The sequence below is a fragment of the Pseudomonas simiae genome, assembly GCF_900111895.1.
GTDB lineage: Bacteria > Pseudomonadota > Gammaproteobacteria > Pseudomonadales > Pseudomonadaceae > Aquipseudomonas > Aquipseudomonas simiae.
In genome coordinates, this window is record NZ_FOKB01000009.1 from 1 (window position 1) to 16,738 (window position 16,738).

Consider the following 16,738-nt stretch of genomic DNA (forward strand, 5'->3'; position numbering starts at 1 on the left):
CCTTTTGGCTTCGATGAACTGAAGCAACCTGCTGCCGAAACCTACATAACTCATTGTTTACCAAGGAGTTTTCCGTTTCGACTGCGCCGGAAGTGGGGCGAATTATAGACGTCTGGAATCTGCCGTCAACACCTTTTTCATATTTCTGTCATATCGGTCAAAAAACCCCAAAAAAGCGAAAGCCGGCCCGAGGGGCCGGCTTTCTACTTGCATTAAGACAAGCTAGGGAAAGCAAACTGCGACGCTTCATGACTGGCACGTTGCGGCCAACGCTGGGTGATTGCTTTGCGACGGGTATAGAAACGCACCCCATCCGGCCCATAGGCATGCAGGTCGCCAAACAACGAACGCTTCCAGCCACCAAAGCTGTGATACGCCACCGGCACCGGCAGTGGAACGTTCACGCCCACCATGCCCACTTCAATCTCGTCACAGAACAAACGTGCGGCCTCACCATCGCGAGTAAAGATGCAGGTGCCATTGCCATATTCGTGATCGTTGATCAGTTGCATTGCCGCTTCCAGGCTATTCACCCGGACCACGCACAGCACCGGGCCAAAGATCTCTTCCTTGTAGATGCGCATCTCAGGCGTCACACGGTCAAACAGGCTGCCGCCGAGGAAGAAACCCTCCTCATGTCCGGCGACACTCAAGCCACGACCATCAACCACCAACTCAGCACCCGCCGCCACACCGTCATCTATATAGCCACTGACTTTGTCACGTGCTTGCCCCGTCACCAGCGGCCCCATATCCAGGCCGCAGGACGTGCCCGCGCCGATCTTCAGCGCCTTGACCTGCGGCACCAGCTTGGCAATCAACGCATCCGCCACCTGGTCGCCCACGCACACGGCCACCGAGATCGCCATGCAGCGCTCACCGCAAGAACCGTATGCTGCCCCCATCAAGGCACTGACGGCGTTATCCAGGTCCGCATCCGGCATCAGCACCGCATGGTTCTTCGCACCACCCAGCGCCTGAACGCGTTTGCCGCGCTTGGTCGCTTCGGAATAGATGTACTCGGCAATCGGCGTCGAACCCACGAAACTCAACGCTTTCACTTCCGGTGCTTCAATCAGCGCATCCACAGCGCCCTTGTCGCCATGCACCACGCTCAATACGCCTTTAGGCAGACCGGCTTCCTGCAGCAGTTGTGCGATCAACAACGTCGAACTCGGATCACGTTCCGATGGTTTCAGAATGAAACAGTTGCCGCACACGATCGCCAACGGATACATCCACAGCGGCACCATCGCAGGGAAGTTGAACGGCGTAATACCAGCAACTACACCCAGTGGTTGGAAATCCGACCACGCATCGATGTTCGGTCCTACGTTACGGCTGTACTCGCCCTTCAGAATCTCCGGCGCCGAGCACGCGTACTCGACGTTTTCAATGCCGCGCTTCAATTCGCCGGCGGCATCTTCCAAGGTCTTGCCATGCTCTTCGCTGATCAATTGCGAGATACGTGCTTCGTTCTGCTCCAGCAATTGCTTGAAACGAAACATCACCTGCGCACGCTTGGCCGCAGGGGTGTTGCGCCAGGCAGGGAACGCCGCCTTGGCCGAGTCAATTGCCTGCTGGATGGTTTCACGGCTGGCCAACGGCACCTGGTGGATCACCTGGCCGGTGGACGGGTTGTACACGTCGGCACTGCGACCGCTGTCGTTGACCAACTCACCGTTGATCAAATGCTGGATAAGGCTCATGCAGGGCTCCTGAAAAATTGTTCTATATAGAAGGAGAAATCAGTCGATCTTGTTCAGCACTTCGCCGACCGCATCGAACAGGCGATCCAGGTCCTGCGGCTTGCTGTTGAAGGTTGGGCCGAACTGCAGGGTGTCGCCACCAAAACGCACGTAGAACCCGGCTTTCCACAAGGCCATGCCGGCCTCGAATGGACGCACGATCGCATCGCCGTCACGCGGAGCAATCTGGATCGCGCCGGCCAGGCCGTAGTTGCGGATATCGATGACGTTTTTGCTGCCCTTCAGGCCGTGCAGCGCATTTTCAAAGTGCGGTGCGACTTCGGCTACGCTCTGCACCAGGTTTTCCTTCTGCAGCAGGTCCAATGCCGCCAGCCCGGCCGCGCAAGCGACCGGATGCGCCGAGTAGGTGTAGCCGTGGGGGAATTCCACCGCGTACTCAGGCGTCGGCTGGTTCATGAACGTCTGATAGATCTCGCTGCTGGCAATCACCGCGCCCATCGGGATCGCGCCGTTGGTGACTTGCTTGGCGATGCACATCAGGTCCGGGGTCACGCCGAAACTGTCGGCACCGAACATCGAGCCAGTACGACCGAAACCGGTGATCACTTCGTCGAACACCAACAGGATGTTGTGCTGATCGCAGATCTCACGCAGACGCTTGAGGTAACCCTGTGGAGGCACCAACACGCCGGCCGAACCGGCCATCGGCTCAACAAACACGGCGGCGATGTTCGACGCGTCATGCAGCTCGATCAACTTGAGCAGTTCATCGGCCAGCGCAATACCGCCCTGCTCCGGCATGCCACGGGAGAATGCATTGCTCGCCAACAAGGTATGCGGCAGATGGTCAACATCCATCATCGCCTGACCAAACATCTTACGGTTGCCGTTGACGCCGCCCAGGCTGGTACCGGCGATGTTCACTCCGTGATAACCCCGGGCACGGCCAATCATCTTGGTCTTGGTGGCCTGACCTTTTAGACGCCAGTAAGCACGCACCATCTTCACCGCCGTATCGGCGCACTCGGAGCCGGAGTCAGTGAAGAACACATGGTTCAGATTGCCAGGGGTCAGGTCGGTGATCTTTTCCGCCAATTGGAAGGACAATGGATGACCGTATTGAAAGCCCGGCGAGTAGTCCAGCGTGCCCAATTGTTTGGCCACCGCTTCCTGGATTTCCTTGCGGGTATGCCCGGCGCCGCAGGTCCACAGGCCCGACAACGAGTCGTACACTTTGCGACCCTTGTCATCAGTCAACCAGCTACCTTCGGCCGCCACGATCAGGCGCGGGTCACGCTGGAAGTTACGGTTGGCGGTGTACGGCATCCAGTGCGCGTCCAGCTTCAATTGGCTGGCCAGGGACGAAGGGGCGTTTTCGGGCATGTTCATCAGCAAAACCTCGCAAGGCAAAAGGCAGCGTCGGGATTGAAAAGCGTTCTTGCAGCTAAGTTGCCACGGGGATAAAGTCGGTGAAATCCAACTTTTCTAACCTTCAGTCAGGCCGTTACTAAACTATGAGCATCCGTCGACCCGATCCGCTGGCCCAAGTCAGCGACTTCGATATTCGCCTGCTGCGCATCTTTCGCAGTGTGGTGGAGTGCGGAGGCTTCTCGGCGGCGGAGACTGTGCTCGGCATCGGGCGCTCGGCCATCAGCCAGCAGATGAGCGATCTGGAACAACGCCTGGGATTACGCCTGTGTCAGCGCGGGCGCGCCGGATTCTCCCTGACCGAAGAGGGCCGCGAGGTCTATCAGTCGGCGCTGCAACTATTGAGTGCCCTGGAAAGCTTTCGCACCGAGGTCAACGGCCTGCACCAGCATTTGCGCGGCGAGTTGATCATCGGCCTCACCGACAACCTCGTCACCCTGCCCCACATGCGCATCACCCACGCACTTGCGCAGCTGAAGGAGCGCGGCCCGGATGTGCAGATCCAAATTCGCATGATCGCCCCCAACGAAGTCGAACAAGGCGTACTCGATGGACGCCTACATGTGGGGGTCGTGCCCCAGGCCAGCGCCCTATCGGGGTTGGAATACCAGCCGCTGTACAGCGAACGCTCATTGCTCTACTGCGCCGTTGGCCACCCGCTGTTCTATGCCGACAATAAACAGCTGGACGATGCCCGCGTTGATGCCCAGGACGCCATCGCCCCGACCTTTCGCCTGCCTGCCGAGATCCAGGCCCACTACCAGGCGCTCAACTGCACCGCCAGCGCTTCCGACCGTGAAGGCATGGCGTTCCTGATTCTCACCGGCCGCTACATCGGCTACCTGCCCGACCACTACGCCAGCCTGTGGGTGCAACAAGGCCGCCTGCGAGCGCTGAAACCCGCTACACGTTTTTACGATTTAAGCCTCGCATCGGTCACGCGCAAGGGACGCCGCCCTCATTTGGTGCTGGAAAGCTTTCTGGAAAGTCTCGCGGCTACCCGCTAACTCGGCTCCAAGCCAAAAAGCTGAGCAGTTGGACAGTTTTTTGCAGAAGCACAAGGACCTTGAACCGTCCGACGCGAGTTTGCCCACCATGCCACCAGAATCCACCAGCCCCAGCGACCTGATCTACGGCCTCAACGATCGCCCGAAACCCGCCCCTGCCTTTCTCGCCGCACTGCAACATGTACTCGCCGCATTTGTCGGCATCATCACCCCGCCGCTGATCATCGGTTCCACCCTGGGCCTGGCCGATCATTTGCCCTATCTGGTCAGCATGGCGTTGATGGTTTCCGGTGTAGGTACCTTCATCCAGGCGCGTAGGCCATTTGGCATCGGTGCCGGGATGATCTGTTTGCAAGGCACCAGCTTTGCGTTTCTCGGCGCGGTACTGTCGGCGGGATTCCTGGTGAAGCAACGCGGTGGCAGTCCGGAAGACATCATGGCGATGATCTTCGGCGTGTGCTTTTTCGGCGCCGTGGTGCAGATCGTGCTGAGCCGCTTTATCGGACAGCTGCGCCGAGTCATCACGCCTTTGGTTACCGGGATTGTCATCACCCTGATCGGCATCAGCTTGATCAAGGTGGGTATCACTGACCTCGGCGGCGGTTTCAACGCCCCCGACTTCGGCGCCCCCACCAATCTGGCGTTGGGCCTGTTCGTCGTACTGACGATCATTCTGCTCAACCGCTGCAACACACCTTGGGTACGCCTCTCGGCAATCATCATCGGCTTGGCCCTCGGCAGTCTTGCAGCCTGGTTCAGCGGCAAGCTCGTGCCTCAAGCCCTCCCCGACCTGCCCCTGATCAGCCTGCCGGTCCCATTCCGCTTCGGTTTCAACTTCGACTGGAGCGCTTTCCTGCCGATTGCGCTGATTTATCTGATCAGCAGCATCGAAACCGTCGGCGATCTCACCGCCAACTGCATGATCGCCCGCCAGCCCATCAGCGGCCCTTCTTATATAAGCCGGCTTAAAGGTGGCGTTCTCGGCGATGGCGTGAGCTGCATGATCGCCGCCACCTTCAGCGCCTTCCCCAATACCACCTTCGCGCAGAACAACGGCGTGATCCAACTGACCGGTGTAGCCAGCCGTTACGTCGGCTTATATATCGGCGCGCTGTTGTTTTGCCTCGGCTTGTTTCCAATGATTGGCGCGGTGCTGCAGCAAATCCCCAAACCGGTATTGGGCGGCGCCACCCTGGTGATGTTCGGCAGCGTGGCCGCCGCCGGCGTGCGCATCCTCGCCCAGGCGCCCCTGGACCGGCGCAGCATGCTGATCATCGCCACCTCGTTCGGCGTTGGCCTGGGTATCGCCGCCCAACCGAACCTGCTGCACCTTATGCCGACGCTGGTACAGAATCTGTTCGACTCCGCCATCACCAGCGGCGGGCTGACCGCCATTGTGTTGTGCCTGTTATTGCCCGAAGCCGGAACAACCGAGACCGCCGCAAACCACACACCGGAAAGCGACACACTGGAACCGCTTTGACGGTTTTATTGCATCAGGACTTGTCTGAGGCTTGAGGGTGGGTTATCTGTGCACACGTCGTCTCTATCGATCAGCACGGAAACCTCCATGAGCCTCGAAGTTCCTGCCCACAGCAATCACGCCGGTAAGCCCGCCAGCCGCATTCGGCAAAAGAACGAACAAGCGATACTCCAGGCTGCTGAAGATGAGTTCGCGCGCCATGGCTACAAAGGCACCAGCATGAACACCATTGCTGCCAGCGCCGGGCTGCCCAAGGCTAACCTGCATTACTACTTCACCAACAAGCTGGGCCTGTATATTGCGGTGCTCAGTAACATCCTCGAACTGTGGGACAGCACCTTCAACACCCTGACCGCCGAGGATGACCCTGCCGTGGCCCTCACCCGCTACATCCGCACCAAGATGGAGTTCTCGCGGCGCCAACCCCAGGCCTCGCGGATTTTCGCGATGGAGATCATCAGCGGTGGCGAATGCCTTACCGAGTATTTCAGCCAGGATTACCGTGCCTGGTTCAGTGGCCGTGCGGCGGTGTTCCAGGCCTGGATCGACGCAGGCAAGATGGACCCGATCGACCCGGTGCACCTGATCTTCCTGCTGTGGGGCAGCACCCAGCACTACGCCGATTTCGCCACCCAGATCTGCCGCGTCACCGGTCGCACCAAGCTGACCAAGCAGGATATGGAAGACGCCGGCACTAACCTGATTCACATCATTCTCAAGGGGTGCGGCATCAAGCCGGCCCCGTAGACGAAGCGACTTATGCCTTTCACGCTCACCGGCCTTTGCGAGTTTCGCGAAGAAATACGCAAAAGCCGCTTTATTACCCTCGCGGCTCCCATCACCAGCCCGCAGGACGCACAGGCGTTTTTCGAGCAGCACAGCGACTTGAATGCCACACACAACTGCTGGGCCTGGAAGCTCGCCGACCAATATCGCAGCCATGACGACGGCGAACCCGGCGGCACCGCTGGCCGGCCAATACTGGCAGCCATCGAGGCACAGGGCTTTGATCAGGTCGCGGTGCTGGTGATTCGCTGGTACGGCGGCATCCAGTTGGGCACCGGCGGTCTGGCCCGAGCCTACGGCGGTGGCGCCAATAAATGCCTGCAGACGGCCGAACGCATCGAACTGATAAGCCGCGTGCCTTTGAGTTGCGCTTGCGGTTTCGCCGAGCTGAACCTGGTGAAGCTGCGCGTTGCTGACCTCGGTGGACTGGTGGTTGAAGAAACCTTCACCGCCAACGGCGTCGAGTTGCAGCTCGCCTTGGGCGAAGCACATATTGACACCCTGCAGATTCAACTCGCCGACCTCAGCCGTGGGCGTATCCTGCTACAACGCTGAACACCCTGAACCGCGACTCTTAAAGGAAGCTTTTCATGTCTACGCCAAAAACCGCATTGATCATCGGCGCCTCCCGTGGGCTGGGCCTTGGCCTGGTCAAGCAACTGCTCCAGCAAGGCTGGGACGTGACCGCCACCGTGCGTGATCCAAGCAAGGCCGACGCCCTGAAAGCCGTGGGCCCGGTACAGATCGAGAAGCTCGACATGGACGATCAACAAGCCGTGATCGCCCTGAGCCAACGCCTGAAAGAACGCACCTTCGACCTGCTGTTCGTCAACGCCGGCGTCAAGGGCCCCGCCAATCAGGAGCCGGGCCACGCCACGTTGGCAGAAGTCGGCCAACTGTTCTTCACCAACGCCGTAGCACCGATCAACCTGGCCCAGCGCTTTGTCGGGCAAATCCGCAAGGACACGGGCGTGCTGGCCTTCATGAGTTCGGTACTGGGCAGTGTGACCATCCCCGACGGCTCTGACCTCGCCTTGTACAAAGCCAGCAAAGCGGCACTCAATTCCATGACCAACAGCTTCATCACCCAACTGGGCGATCACACGTTGACCGTGCTCTCATTGCACCCGGGCTGGGTGAAGACCGACATGGGCGGCGAAAACGCGCACATCGACGTCGACACCAGCGTACGCGGCCTGGTGGAACAGGTGAACGCCTACACTGGCAAAGGCGGCCATCACTTCATCGATTACAAAGGCGACACCATCGCCTGGTAAATGCCCGTACGCTGTAGGAGCGGTCTTGCCCGCGATGGTCTCAAGGGCATCGTGCTCCTACAGATAGACCCGAACATGGACTACAAGTAAACTTTGCACCTCGCCTTCACCGGCGACCCTGGATCAGCAGACAGGGCAACACTGAGCTGGCAAACCTGAACCCATCATTCAGAGGAGCCGGCCAATGCCTGCGACCCGTATCTGGTTAAAAAACCCCCTCGCGATTTTCACTGCCAACGGCCTCGACGCCCGTGGCGGCCTGGTGCTGCAAGACGGTGTGATCACCGAACTGCTGGCCCAAGGCCAAGAGCCCGCACAGCCCTGCGCCCAAGTGTTCGATGCGCGTGAGCATGTGGTCCTGCCGGGGCTGATCAACACCCACCACCACTTCTATCAAACCCTGACTCGCGCTTGGGCGCCGGTGGTCAATCAGCCATTGTTTCCCTGGTTGAAAACCTTGTACCCGGTTTGGGCGCGGCTCACCCCGGAAAAACTCGGCCTCGCCAGCAAAGTTGCGTTGGCCGAATTGCTGCTCTCGGGCTGCACCACGGCAGCAGACCACCACTACCTGTTCCCCGACGGCCTGGAAAATGCCATCGACGTACAGGTAGAAAGCGTGCGCGAGCTGGGCATGCGCGCCATGCTCACTCGCGGTTCCATGAGTTTGGGTGAAGCCGACGGTGGCCTGCCACCGCAACAGACCGTGCAGCAAGGCCAAGTCATCCTTGAAGACAGCCAGCGCCTGATCCACGAATACCATGAGCGTGGTGACGGCGCGCAGATCCAGATCGCCCTGGCACCCTGCTCACCTTTTTCCGTCACCCCGGAAATCATGGCAGCCAGCGCCGAGCTGGCCAACCGCCTGGATGTGCGCCTGCACACCCACCTGGCGGAAACCCTCGACGAAGAAGACTTCTGCCTGCAGCGCTTCGGCCTGCGCACCGTGGACTACCTCGACAGTGTCGGCTGGCTCGGCCCGCGCACCTGGCTGGCCCATGGCATTCACTTCAACCCGGATGAAATCGAGCGCCTGGGCGCCGCCGGCACCGGTATCTGCCATTGCCCAAGCTCGAACATGCGTCTGGCGTCCGGCATCTGCCCTACGCTGGATCTGCTCGCTGCGGGCGCGCCTATCGGCTTGGGCGTGGACGGTTCAGCCTCCAACGATGCGTCGAACATGATCCTTGAAGCCCGCCAGGCCTTGTACATCCAGCGCCTGCGCTACGGCGCGGAAAAGATTACCCCGGAAGGCGTATTGGGCTGGGCAACCAAAGGGTCGGCGCAGTTGTTGGGCCGTACGGATATCGGTGAATTGGCCGTCGGAAAACAGGCCGATCTGGCGCTGTTCAAGCTCGATGAGCTGCGCTTCTCCGGCAGCCACGATCCGATCTCGGCGCTGCTGTTGTGCGGCGCCGACCGTGCGGACCGGGTGATGATTGCAGGCAAATGGCGCGTCATCGACGGTCAGGTCGAAGGACTGGACCTGCAAGGCTTGATCGCCGATCACACCCAGGCCGCGCGCCAGTTGATCGCCGGCTGATTACAACCCCAGCAGCGACAACATGATAAAGGTCGCAAACAGCACAAAATGGGTCATCCCTTCGATGGCGTTGGTTTCGCCATCGTTGAGGTTGATCGCACTGACAATCAGCGTGATAAGCACCATCACGGTCTGTACCGGGGTCATTGCCATCTGGAACGGCTGGCCGGTGTAGAGCGCCATCGCCTCCATCACCGGCACCGTCAGGATCACCGTCGACAGCGAAGCACCCAACGCAATATTCACCACCGACTGCATGCGATTAGCCAACGCGGCACGTAACGCCGTCAGGATCTCCGGCGCCGCTGAAATCGCCGCGACCACAATCGCCGTAATCACCGGCGGCGCCCCCGTGCCTTCCAACCCCAGATCCAGCGTCTTGGACATCACCTCGGCCAGTGCGCCGATCACAATCACCCCAAACACCAGAGTGCCAATGGAAAACGCCAGGTTGACCGGCGGCGCCTGCTCTTCTTCCGGCAGTTTCTTGCGGCGTTTTTCCGGGTAGCTGTAGCTGAAGAAATAACTGTGCGGCCCCACCTGCATGCGCAGGAACAGGGTGTACAACACCACCATCGCGCCAATGGTGAAGGCCGAGTAAATTTTCCAGTCGGCTTCGGGGATGAATTCCGGAACGACCATCGACACGCCCATGGCGGTAAGGATCATCACACTGTAGGTGCGTGCCGAATCATCGTTGTAGGACTGCTCGCCATGTTTTATGCCCCCCATCAACGCGGCCAGGCCGAGGATGCCGTTGATATCGAGCATGACCGCCGAATAAATGGTGTCACGCACCAGGGTGGGCGACGGCTCGTTACTCATCATGATCGCCAGGATCACCACTTCCACCAGGACGGCGGCGAGGGTGAGGATCATGGTGCCGTAGGGGTCACCAACTTTTTCCGCCAGTTGCTCGGCATGGTGGGCCACGCGCATCGACGCCACCACGATAAAGCCGATCAACACCACGCCGGCCAGCAACGCCGTGATTTGCCCGCTGTGAAGCATCCAGTGCTCCAACGGGTAGGCGGCGATGGCAGCAATCAGCGCCAGCAGCATAAATTTTTCTTGCTTGAGGGATGTGAGCATTCCGGGCCTTTTAGTGCGGCAAATCAGTCATTGATGGGGTACAGACTGCGTCACGCCGCTAACGTTTCGTTACACCTTAGTTCAAGTGGCCCTTGCGCGAATGCAACGAAAACGATCCTGCTGGTCAGGTTTTGCCGATTATTTCGGCCATGGGCTGTAGAATGCCGCCATTGCACCTGATGAGATTTTAGAAAATGTACGATTGGCTCAACGCCCTGCCCAAGGCTGAACTGCACCTGCACCTGGAAGGCTCGCTGGAGCCTGAGCTGTTGTTCGCCCTGGCCGAGCGCAACAAGATTGCGCTGCCGTGGAACGACGTCGAAACCCTGCGCAAGGCGTACGCCTTCAATAACCTGCAAGAGTTTCTCGACCTGTATTACAAGGGCGCCGATGTGCTGCGCACCTCCCAGGACTTCTACGACCTGACCTGGGCCTACCTGCTGCGCTGCAAAGAGCAGAACGTGATCCACACCGAACCCTTCTTCGATCCACAGACCCACACCGACCGTGGCATTCCGTTCGAAGTGGTGCTCAACGGCATCGCCGCTGCGCTGAAAGATGGCGAGCAGCAACTGGGTATCACCAGCGGCTTGATCCTCAGCTTCCTGCGCCACCTCAGCGAAGCCGAAGCGGAAAAAACCCTGGACCAGGCCTTGCCGTTCCGTGACGCGTTCGTGGCCGTGGGCCTGGACAGCTCGGAAATGGGTCACCCGCCGAGCAAGTTCCAGCGCGTGTTCGATCGTGCTCGCCACGAAGGCTTCCTCACCGTGGCCCACGCCGGCGAAGAAGGCCCGCCCGAGTACATCTGGGAGGCCATCGACCTGCTGAAAATCCAGCGTATCGACCATGGCGTTCGCGCCATCGAAGACGAACGCCTGATGCAGCGCATCATCGACGAGCAGATCCCGCTGACCGTGTGCCCGCTGTCCAACACCAAGCTGTGCGTGTTCGATGACATGGCCCAGCACAACATCCTCGACATGCTCGAACGTGGCGTGAAGGTCACGGTGAACTCCGATGACCCGGCGTACTTCGGCGGTTATGTGACCGAGAACTTCCATGCGCTGCACACCGCGTTGGGCATGACCCAGGACCAGGCCAAACGCCTGGCGCAGAACAGCCTGGATGCGCGGCTTGTAAAGCCATAACTGAGTCAATAACGATTGGCTATGTCACGCAGACATGGCCAATCGGGTGATTTCCCTGTGTCCTACGGCGTTGACCCGTAAAGCCTGGGACTCATTGATCACACTGATCCAGTTCGACTGCAGAAACAGTTGCAACAACCCCCCGCCCAACGCGCCGCCCAGATGAGGTTGGTGCTGGCTCCAGTCAAAACAATTACACACCAGCGGCGACGCCAGGGCCTGGGTAAAAATCCCCAGGTTTGCCAGGCGCTGCGCGCCCTTGACCGTGACATCGGCACGCTGCTCATGACGTTCTATCCAACCCTCTTCCAGCAGATGCTGATACAACTGCGCGCCCAATTCGCCGCCGAGGTGGCCATGGCACAACCGCGCATGGCGTAACAACGCCGGAGCAACCAGCGCTGGCGGTAGTGCCTCCGGCGCTCTGCGTGCGGCGCACGCCATGGTGGTCCTGGCCAAGGCATCAATAGCGGCGCTGACATCAGGCGCCGCAACACGGAACAAACGCTTGCCACGCCTGGCTTCCACTCGCAACACACCACTTGCCGTCAGTCGCGCCAGATGCGCGTTGGCGGATGTCGGTGACAACCCGGCAAGCGTCGCCAACTCGACGGGTGATTTGGCCGAGCCATCCATCAAGGCCCACAACATGGCGGTACGTTTGGGTTCGGCGAGCAAGCTGGCGATCTGACTGATGCAAAGTGCAGCTTCCATCTTTTCACTCCCTGTCGATTTATTTTTCTGCTGAAGTAGGCCCCAAAGTATAGGGGCGCAAACCGCCGGTTCCACGGCGTCTGACAGCGTAGAGAGGGACAAGATCTGAGTGAAATTTCCTGCTTTGATGGAGTCCGTTACGTTGCACCGGATCGCTCTGGCAATTGGGCGGTCAATGTCGCACAGCGGGACACGAGCATTTCCCGCAACAAGTTAACGGGTTTGCTCAATTGCGCCCGATGGGCACACAGCAGATTGAGCGGCGTGCGCTCGCCACGCAGCTCCGGCAGGATAAGGCGCAAGCGCCCGGCCAACACGTCGGTACTCACATCCAGCCACGACTTGTAGGCAATGCCGACACCCGCCACCGCCCAGCGGCGGACCACATCGGCATCGTCACTGAACCGGTCGCCGGTAACCGTCAGGCTGACTTCACGCTTGCCGTCGTGAAAGGTCCAGTGATCGTGGACCCGGCTGCCGAGCATATACAGCAGGCAATTGTGCTGGGCCAGTTGTCCCAGATGCCAGGGCTCACCATAACGTGCGAGATAGCTGGGAGAGGCACACAACACACGCACATTGTCCGGGGCGACGGGCAGCGCGATAAGGCTGGAGTCTTCAGGTTCACCATAGCGCAGGGCGATATCCACCGGCTGACGGAACAGATCGGCAATCCGATCGCCCAACAATAGCCGTACCGTGAGTTGCGGGTAGTCACGCTGGAATTCATCCAGCCAGGGCAACAGCTGATTGCGTCCGAAATCCGACGGGGCCGACAATTGCAGCACACCACTGACATGGTCCTGCCCGCTGGCCAATAAGCGTCGCCCTTCATCCAGCGAGCTCAAGGCAGCACGGGCATATTCCAGGAAGCCTTCACCTTCAGCGGTCAGGCGCAGGCTGCGAGTGGAGCGTGCCAGCAAACGCGTATTCAGTTGCTGTTCGATACGCTTGAGCGCCGCACTCGCCACCGCTGGCGACAGGTCCATCACCCGTGCCGCAGCCGACAGGCTACCCAGGTCTGCCGCACGTACAAACAACTGCAAATCATCAAAACGCAGCATGCATTACTGTCCATTATCAAAATTTTGTTGAAACAGACTGCTGTTTTAGCCGCTTTTATCTGCGCGGGAAATAGCCAATCATCTACGCATCCCGTTCATCACGTGTCTGGAGTTGAATATGCCCACTGCCTTTAACGTCATCGCCACGCTGATTGCCAAACCCGGCCAACAGGCCACCCTGGAAACCTTGCTGCGCGGCCTGTTGGAACCCACTCGCCTGGAAGCCGGTTGCGAGCAGTACGACCTGCACCAGGATCTGCAACACCCCGAAACGTTCTACATGCTCGAGCGCTGGAGCGACGACGCGGCGTTGGCCGACCACGACCAGAGCGCGCATATCCAGAGCTTTCGCGCCAAAGCCGCTGATGTGATCGAACACTTCGAACTCAAGCGCCTGAAATTTCTCGCCTGATCATCACCATTTTTCTGTAGGCGCGAGCTTGCTCGCGAAAATCGTCAACGAAAACGCAGCGTGTCTGGTTTAACGCGGCGCCCTTGAGTGTTTCGCGAGCAAGCTCGCGCCTACAGTCGGTTACCCTTGTTTTCTGGAGACATCATGAAAGCCATTGCCTACTACGCCTCACTGCCGATCAACGATCCAAATGCCCTGCAAGACATCGAACTGCCAGCGCCTGTCGCCGGCCCGCGTGACCTGTTGGTGGAAGTCAAAGCCATCTCGGTCAACCCGGTGGACACCAAGGTTCGCCAGAACGTCGCCCCGGAAAAGGGTGCGGCCAAGGTACTGGGTTGGGACGTGGCCGGTGTGGTCAAGGCCGTCGGCAGCGACGTGACGCTGTTCAAGGCGGGTGACAACGTGTTTTACGCCGGTTCCCTGGTGCGTTCGGGCGGCAACAGCGAACTGCATACCGTGGATGAGCGCATCGTCGGGCATATGCCGAAAAGCCTGGGTTTTGCCGAAGCTGCCGCGTTGCCGCTGACCGCCATCACCGCCTGGGAATTGCTGTTCGAACGCCTGCAAGTGCAGGAAGGTCAACAGGACAACGGCCAGAGCCTGTTGATCGTCGGTGCCGCCGGTGGCGTGGGGTCGATCCTGACTCAACTGGCCAGCCAACTCACCGGGTTGAAAGTGATCGGCACCGCTTCGCGTCCGGAAACACAAGAGTGGACCAAAGCCCTCGGCGCCGACCTGGTGATCGACCACAGCCAACCGCTGAGCGATGCGCTGAAAGCCGCCGGCCATCCGCAGGTGACCCACGTCGCCAGCTTGACCCAGACAGATCATCACCTGGACCAGTTGGTCGAAGCCCTGCAGCCCCAGGGCAAGCTGGCGCTGATTGACGATCCCAAGACGCTGGACGTCAGCAAGCTCAAGCGCAAGAGCCTGTCGCTGCATTGGGAATTCATGTACACGCGCTCGATGTTCGAGACCCCGGACATGATCGAACAGCACAACCTGCTCAACCGAGTGGCCGAACTGATCGACGCCGGCACCCTGAAAACCACGGTGGGTGAGCACTTCGGTGTGATCAATGCCGCAAACCTGCGGCGTGCCCATGCGCTGCTGGAAAGCGGCAAAGCCAAGGGCAAGATCGTGCTGGAAGGCTTCTGAACAACTAGCTGTCAGGGTCGTCCATTATTCATGTGAGTAATGGACGACACCGCTAGTCAGAGAGTTGACCTTTGTCATATTTGTGAGCGTATTCGGGTTTATATTGGCCGCCTTTGCCACGATTCTTTTACGTGAGGAAGTCAGCAATGAAAATCCTGATAAAAGCGTTAGCAAAATCCGCAGGCAATAAATGGCAGGTCCGTCTCGACCAAGACGCTTTCACCTTCCGCACCGAGGCCGAAGCCCGTGCCTTTGCCGACACCCTGCAAGCCCGTATCCAGGCGCCCCACCGTTTTCCGAACAGTCAGCAACGCTCCGCCGCTGGCTGACCCGCTGTTCAGACCTGAGCCTGCAACGCCCGTTTACGTTGCAGGCGCTGGGTTGACATCGCAATCGTCACCGCCAACACACCGCACAAGCTGATGACCATCGCCATCGGCATCGCCGTGCCGTCGTGCAAAACCCCAACCAACGACGCCGCCCCCGCCGCGACGCCAAACTGAATGCAACCGAGCAACGCCGAGGCGCTACCGGCCCGTGCGCCCTGCCCACTCATGGCACAGGCCGAGGTATTCGGCAAAATGCAGCCCAGGCTGGCAATGCAGATAAACAGCGGTACCAGCAATGGCCACAGCGCATCGGTGCGCAACGATGCAATACCGAGCAAGCTCAACGCCGCCAACAGGTAGACCCACACACTGCGCGACAACAGGAACGCCGGGCCGCGTTTGGACAGCAACCGCGCGTTGACCTGCGCCACCAGGATAAAGCCTGCGGCATTGGAACCGAACAGCCAGCCGTAATGCTCAGCCGGCACGCCGTAGAGCTGGATGAAGACGAAAGGTGAACCGGCGATGTAGGCAAACATCCCGGCAATCGAGATACCGCCGGTGAGGGCATAGCCCAGGTAGACCCGGTCCGACAACAACGCCGCATAGCGACGCAGCGACCCGGACAACGGCTGACGCGGCTGGTGGGCCGGAAAGGTTTCCGGCAGCCCGACCGCCACGGCGATGGCCGCCATCACGCTGAAGATCGACAGCGCCAGGAAAATCGACTGCCAGCCCCACAGCCCAACCATCAGCCCGCCGGCCAGCGGTGCGAGGATCGGCGCCAGGCCGGTGACCAGCATCAACTGGGAAAACACTTTGGCCGAGCCAACCGCATCGCATTTGTCACTGACCACCGCGCGGGAAATCACCATACCGGCGCAGCCACCGAGGGCCTGCACAAAACGCGCGCCGATCAGCCATTCCAGGGACGGCGCAAAGGCGCAGGCAAAGGACGCAAGGGTAAACAGGGTGACACCACTGAGCAGCGGGCCGCGGCGGCCAAAGCGGTCAGCCAGTGGGCCATAGATCAACTGACCGAGGGCCAGCCCACCGAAATACACCGCCAGGGTCAGCTGGATGTGTTTTTCATCGGTCGCGAAGGCCTTGGCCATGGCTGGAAAGCCGGGCAGGTAAAAATCGATCGCCAATGGCGCGAAGGCGCTCAAGGCACCCAGAATCAGAATTATGCGGAGGTTCATCGGGCACCCAAGTGAGACGGCAGCCCGATAGTCTAGCCGCGCTTGGGCGCATTGAACACGATAGCTCGCTAACTATTTATCCGCGTCAGGCAAGCTTGACGCTGTAGCCCTCTTCGGTGATCGCCTGGATCACTTGTTCGGCAGACAAACGGCTTTCGACGCCCACTTCCTTTGCCGCCAGGTCGACTTTCACACTGGCCGCCGGATCCTGGCTCTGCACTGCCTGGGTCACCGCTCGAACGCAATGGCCGCAGGTCATTCCTTCAACGCTGAATACTTGCATGACATGACTCCTTTGATGAGGTTGGACCCAGTCTCGACCTTGTCACGATGGCAAGGTCAAGTTCTGAAAACATCTGCCGGGCTGGTATTTGGCCGCTTCAAAGGCC

Annotated in this window: 17 protein-coding genes; 10 read left to right on the forward strand and 7 right to left on the reverse strand. The window is 59.7% G+C overall.

The genetic code is table 11. The features are described from left to right. Positions 1-212 precede the first annotated feature (212 nt). Both BMZ57_RS23575 and aptA read right to left on the reverse strand, forming a co-directional pair. Positions 213-1,709, reverse strand: coding sequence for a CoA-acylating methylmalonate-semialdehyde dehydrogenase (locus tag BMZ57_RS23575; RefSeq protein ID WP_010213404.1), 1,497 nt, complete (start codon positions 1,707-1,709; stop codon positions 213-215). 39 nt (positions 1,710-1,748) lie between these two features. Next, entirely contained in the window at positions 1,749-3,098 is a 1,350-nt protein-coding gene (gene aptA, locus BMZ57_RS23580) for an omega-aminotransferase AptA (protein WP_010213406.1), read from the reverse strand. Positions 3,099-3,223: 125 nt separating this feature from the next. On the opposite strand from aptA, the gene BMZ57_RS23585 reads away from it, so the two are divergent. The 6 genes from BMZ57_RS23585 (at position 3,224) to BMZ57_RS23610 (ending at position 9,230) form a co-directional block, all read left to right on the forward strand. Continuing rightward, the gene (locus tag BMZ57_RS23585) at positions 3,224-4,144 is read left to right on the forward strand and encodes a LysR family transcriptional regulator (RefSeq protein WP_010213407.1); all 921 of its coding nucleotides are present in this window, start codon (positions 3,224-3,226) and stop codon (positions 4,142-4,144) included. A gap of 88 nt (positions 4,145-4,232) precedes the next feature. Beyond that, a complete protein-coding gene (locus BMZ57_RS23590; RefSeq protein ID WP_010213408.1) occupies positions 4,233-5,627 on the forward strand; it encodes a uracil-xanthine permease family protein in 1,395 nt (464 codons plus the stop codon). 87 nt (positions 5,628-5,714) lie between these two features. Further along, the gene (locus tag BMZ57_RS23595; RefSeq protein WP_010213409.1) at positions 5,715-6,374 is read left to right on the forward strand and encodes a TetR/AcrR family transcriptional regulator; all 660 of its coding nucleotides are present in this window, start codon (positions 5,715-5,717) and stop codon (positions 6,372-6,374) included. A gap of 12 nt (positions 6,375-6,386) precedes the next feature. After that, complete coding sequence (locus BMZ57_RS23600) at positions 6,387-6,968, forward strand: IMPACT family protein (protein ID WP_010213410.1); 582 nt, start codon at positions 6,387-6,389, stop codon at positions 6,966-6,968. A gap of 35 nt (positions 6,969-7,003) precedes the next feature. Further along, positions 7,004-7,690 carry an SDR family oxidoreductase gene (locus tag BMZ57_RS23605; protein ID WP_010213411.1) on the forward strand — a complete coding sequence of 229 codons (687 nt, stop codon included), beginning with the start codon at positions 7,004-7,006 and terminating at the stop codon, positions 7,688-7,690. Between the two features lie 184 nt (positions 7,691-7,874). Further along, positions 7,875-9,230 (forward strand): 8-oxoguanine deaminase, encoded by a 1,356-nt coding sequence (locus BMZ57_RS23610; RefSeq protein ID WP_042570906.1) that lies wholly within the window; start codon positions 7,875-7,877, stop codon positions 9,228-9,230. Here the strand turns inward: BMZ57_RS23610 and BMZ57_RS23615 are convergent, their stop codons facing one another. Beyond that, a complete protein-coding gene (locus BMZ57_RS23615) occupies positions 9,231-10,322 on the reverse strand; it encodes a calcium:cation antiporter (RefSeq protein WP_010213414.1) in 1,092 nt (363 codons plus the stop codon). A gap of 194 nt (positions 10,323-10,516) precedes the next feature. Between BMZ57_RS23615 and BMZ57_RS23620 the strand changes: the two genes are divergently transcribed. Further along, a complete protein-coding gene (locus tag BMZ57_RS23620; RefSeq protein ID WP_021493192.1) occupies positions 10,517-11,470 on the forward strand; it encodes an adenosine deaminase in 954 nt (317 codons plus the stop codon). Between the two features lie 24 nt (positions 11,471-11,494). Here the strand turns inward: BMZ57_RS23620 and BMZ57_RS23625 are convergent, their stop codons facing one another. Continuing rightward, complete coding sequence (locus BMZ57_RS23625) at positions 11,495-12,184, reverse strand: ArsR/SmtB family transcription factor (protein ID WP_010213418.1); 690 nt, start codon at positions 12,182-12,184, stop codon at positions 11,495-11,497. Positions 12,185-12,321: 137 nt separating this feature from the next. After that, complete coding sequence (gene vimR / locus BMZ57_RS23630) at positions 12,322-13,248, reverse strand: transcription regulator VimR (protein ID WP_045791332.1); 927 nt, start codon at positions 13,246-13,248, stop codon at positions 12,322-12,324. Positions 13,249-13,366: 118 nt separating this feature from the next. On the opposite strand from vimR, the gene BMZ57_RS23635 reads away from it, so the two are divergent. The 3 genes from BMZ57_RS23635 to BMZ57_RS23645 all read left to right on the forward strand — a co-directional run bounded on the left by BMZ57_RS23635 (position 13,367) and on the right by BMZ57_RS23645 (position 15,147). Further along, positions 13,367-13,660 (forward strand): putative quinol monooxygenase, encoded by a 294-nt coding sequence (locus BMZ57_RS23635; protein WP_010213420.1) that lies wholly within the window; start codon positions 13,367-13,369, stop codon positions 13,658-13,660. A gap of 144 nt (positions 13,661-13,804) precedes the next feature. After that, positions 13,805-14,818 carry a zinc-binding alcohol dehydrogenase family protein gene (locus BMZ57_RS23640; RefSeq protein WP_021493194.1) on the forward strand — a complete coding sequence of 338 codons (1,014 nt, stop codon included), beginning with the start codon at positions 13,805-13,807 and terminating at the stop codon, positions 14,816-14,818. Between the two features lie 146 nt (positions 14,819-14,964). Further along, positions 14,965-15,147 (forward strand): hypothetical protein, encoded by a 183-nt coding sequence (locus BMZ57_RS23645; protein WP_010213424.1) that lies wholly within the window; start codon positions 14,965-14,967, stop codon positions 15,145-15,147. A gap of 8 nt (positions 15,148-15,155) precedes the next feature. On the opposite strand, the gene BMZ57_RS23650 is transcribed toward BMZ57_RS23645, so the two are convergent. Both BMZ57_RS23650 and BMZ57_RS23655 read right to left on the reverse strand, forming a co-directional pair. Continuing rightward, complete coding sequence (locus BMZ57_RS23650; protein WP_010213426.1) at positions 15,156-16,349, reverse strand: multidrug effflux MFS transporter; 1,194 nt, start codon at positions 16,347-16,349, stop codon at positions 15,156-15,158. A gap of 85 nt (positions 16,350-16,434) precedes the next feature. Then, positions 16,435-16,632 carry a heavy-metal-associated domain-containing protein gene (locus BMZ57_RS23655; protein WP_010213427.1) on the reverse strand — a complete coding sequence of 66 codons (198 nt, stop codon included), beginning with the start codon at positions 16,630-16,632 and terminating at the stop codon, positions 16,435-16,437. Between the last annotated feature and the right edge of the window lie 106 nt (positions 16,633-16,738).

Excerpts from the sequence above, each read along its gene's own strand:
- BMZ57_RS23575 (WP_010213404.1), bottom strand. The coding sequence starts at position 1,709 with ATGAGCCTTATCCAGCATTTGATCAACGGTGAGTTGGTCAACGACAGC.
- aptA (WP_010213406.1), bottom strand. The coding sequence starts at position 3,098 with ATGAACATGCCCGAAAACGCCCCTTCGTCCCTGGCCAGCCAATTGAAG.
- BMZ57_RS23585 (WP_010213407.1), top strand. The coding sequence starts at position 3,224 with ATGAGCATCCGTCGACCCGATCCGCTGGCCCAAGTCAGCGACTTCGAT.
- BMZ57_RS23590 (WP_010213408.1), top strand. The coding sequence starts at position 4,233 with ATGCCACCAGAATCCACCAGCCCCAGCGACCTGATCTACGGCCTCAAC.
- BMZ57_RS23595 (WP_010213409.1), top strand. The coding sequence starts at position 5,715 with ATGAGCCTCGAAGTTCCTGCCCACAGCAATCACGCCGGTAAGCCCGCC.
- BMZ57_RS23600 (WP_010213410.1), top strand. The coding sequence starts at position 6,387 with ATGCCTTTCACGCTCACCGGCCTTTGCGAGTTTCGCGAAGAAATACGC.
- BMZ57_RS23605 (WP_010213411.1), top strand. The coding sequence starts at position 7,004 with ATGTCTACGCCAAAAACCGCATTGATCATCGGCGCCTCCCGTGGGCTG.
- BMZ57_RS23610 (WP_042570906.1), top strand. The coding sequence starts at position 7,875 with ATGCCTGCGACCCGTATCTGGTTAAAAAACCCCCTCGCGATTTTCACT.
- BMZ57_RS23615 (WP_010213414.1), bottom strand. The coding sequence starts at position 10,322 with ATGCTCACATCCCTCAAGCAAGAAAAATTTATGCTGCTGGCGCTGATT.
- BMZ57_RS23620 (WP_021493192.1), top strand. The coding sequence starts at position 10,517 with ATGTACGATTGGCTCAACGCCCTGCCCAAGGCTGAACTGCACCTGCAC.
- BMZ57_RS23625 (WP_010213418.1), bottom strand. The coding sequence starts at position 12,184 with ATGGAAGCTGCACTTTGCATCAGTCAGATCGCCAGCTTGCTCGCCGAA.
- vimR (WP_045791332.1), bottom strand. The coding sequence starts at position 13,248 with ATGCTGCGTTTTGATGATTTGCAGTTGTTTGTACGTGCGGCAGACCTG.
- BMZ57_RS23635 (WP_010213420.1), top strand. The coding sequence starts at position 13,367 with ATGCCCACTGCCTTTAACGTCATCGCCACGCTGATTGCCAAACCCGGC.
- BMZ57_RS23640 (WP_021493194.1), top strand. The coding sequence starts at position 13,805 with ATGAAAGCCATTGCCTACTACGCCTCACTGCCGATCAACGATCCAAAT.
- BMZ57_RS23645 (WP_010213424.1), top strand. The coding sequence starts at position 14,965 with ATGAAAATCCTGATAAAAGCGTTAGCAAAATCCGCAGGCAATAAATGG.
- BMZ57_RS23650 (WP_010213426.1), bottom strand. The coding sequence starts at position 16,349 with ATGAACCTCCGCATAATTCTGATTCTGGGTGCCTTGAGCGCCTTCGCG.
- BMZ57_RS23655 (WP_010213427.1), bottom strand. The coding sequence starts at position 16,632 with ATGCAAGTATTCAGCGTTGAAGGAATGACCTGCGGCCATTGCGTTCGA.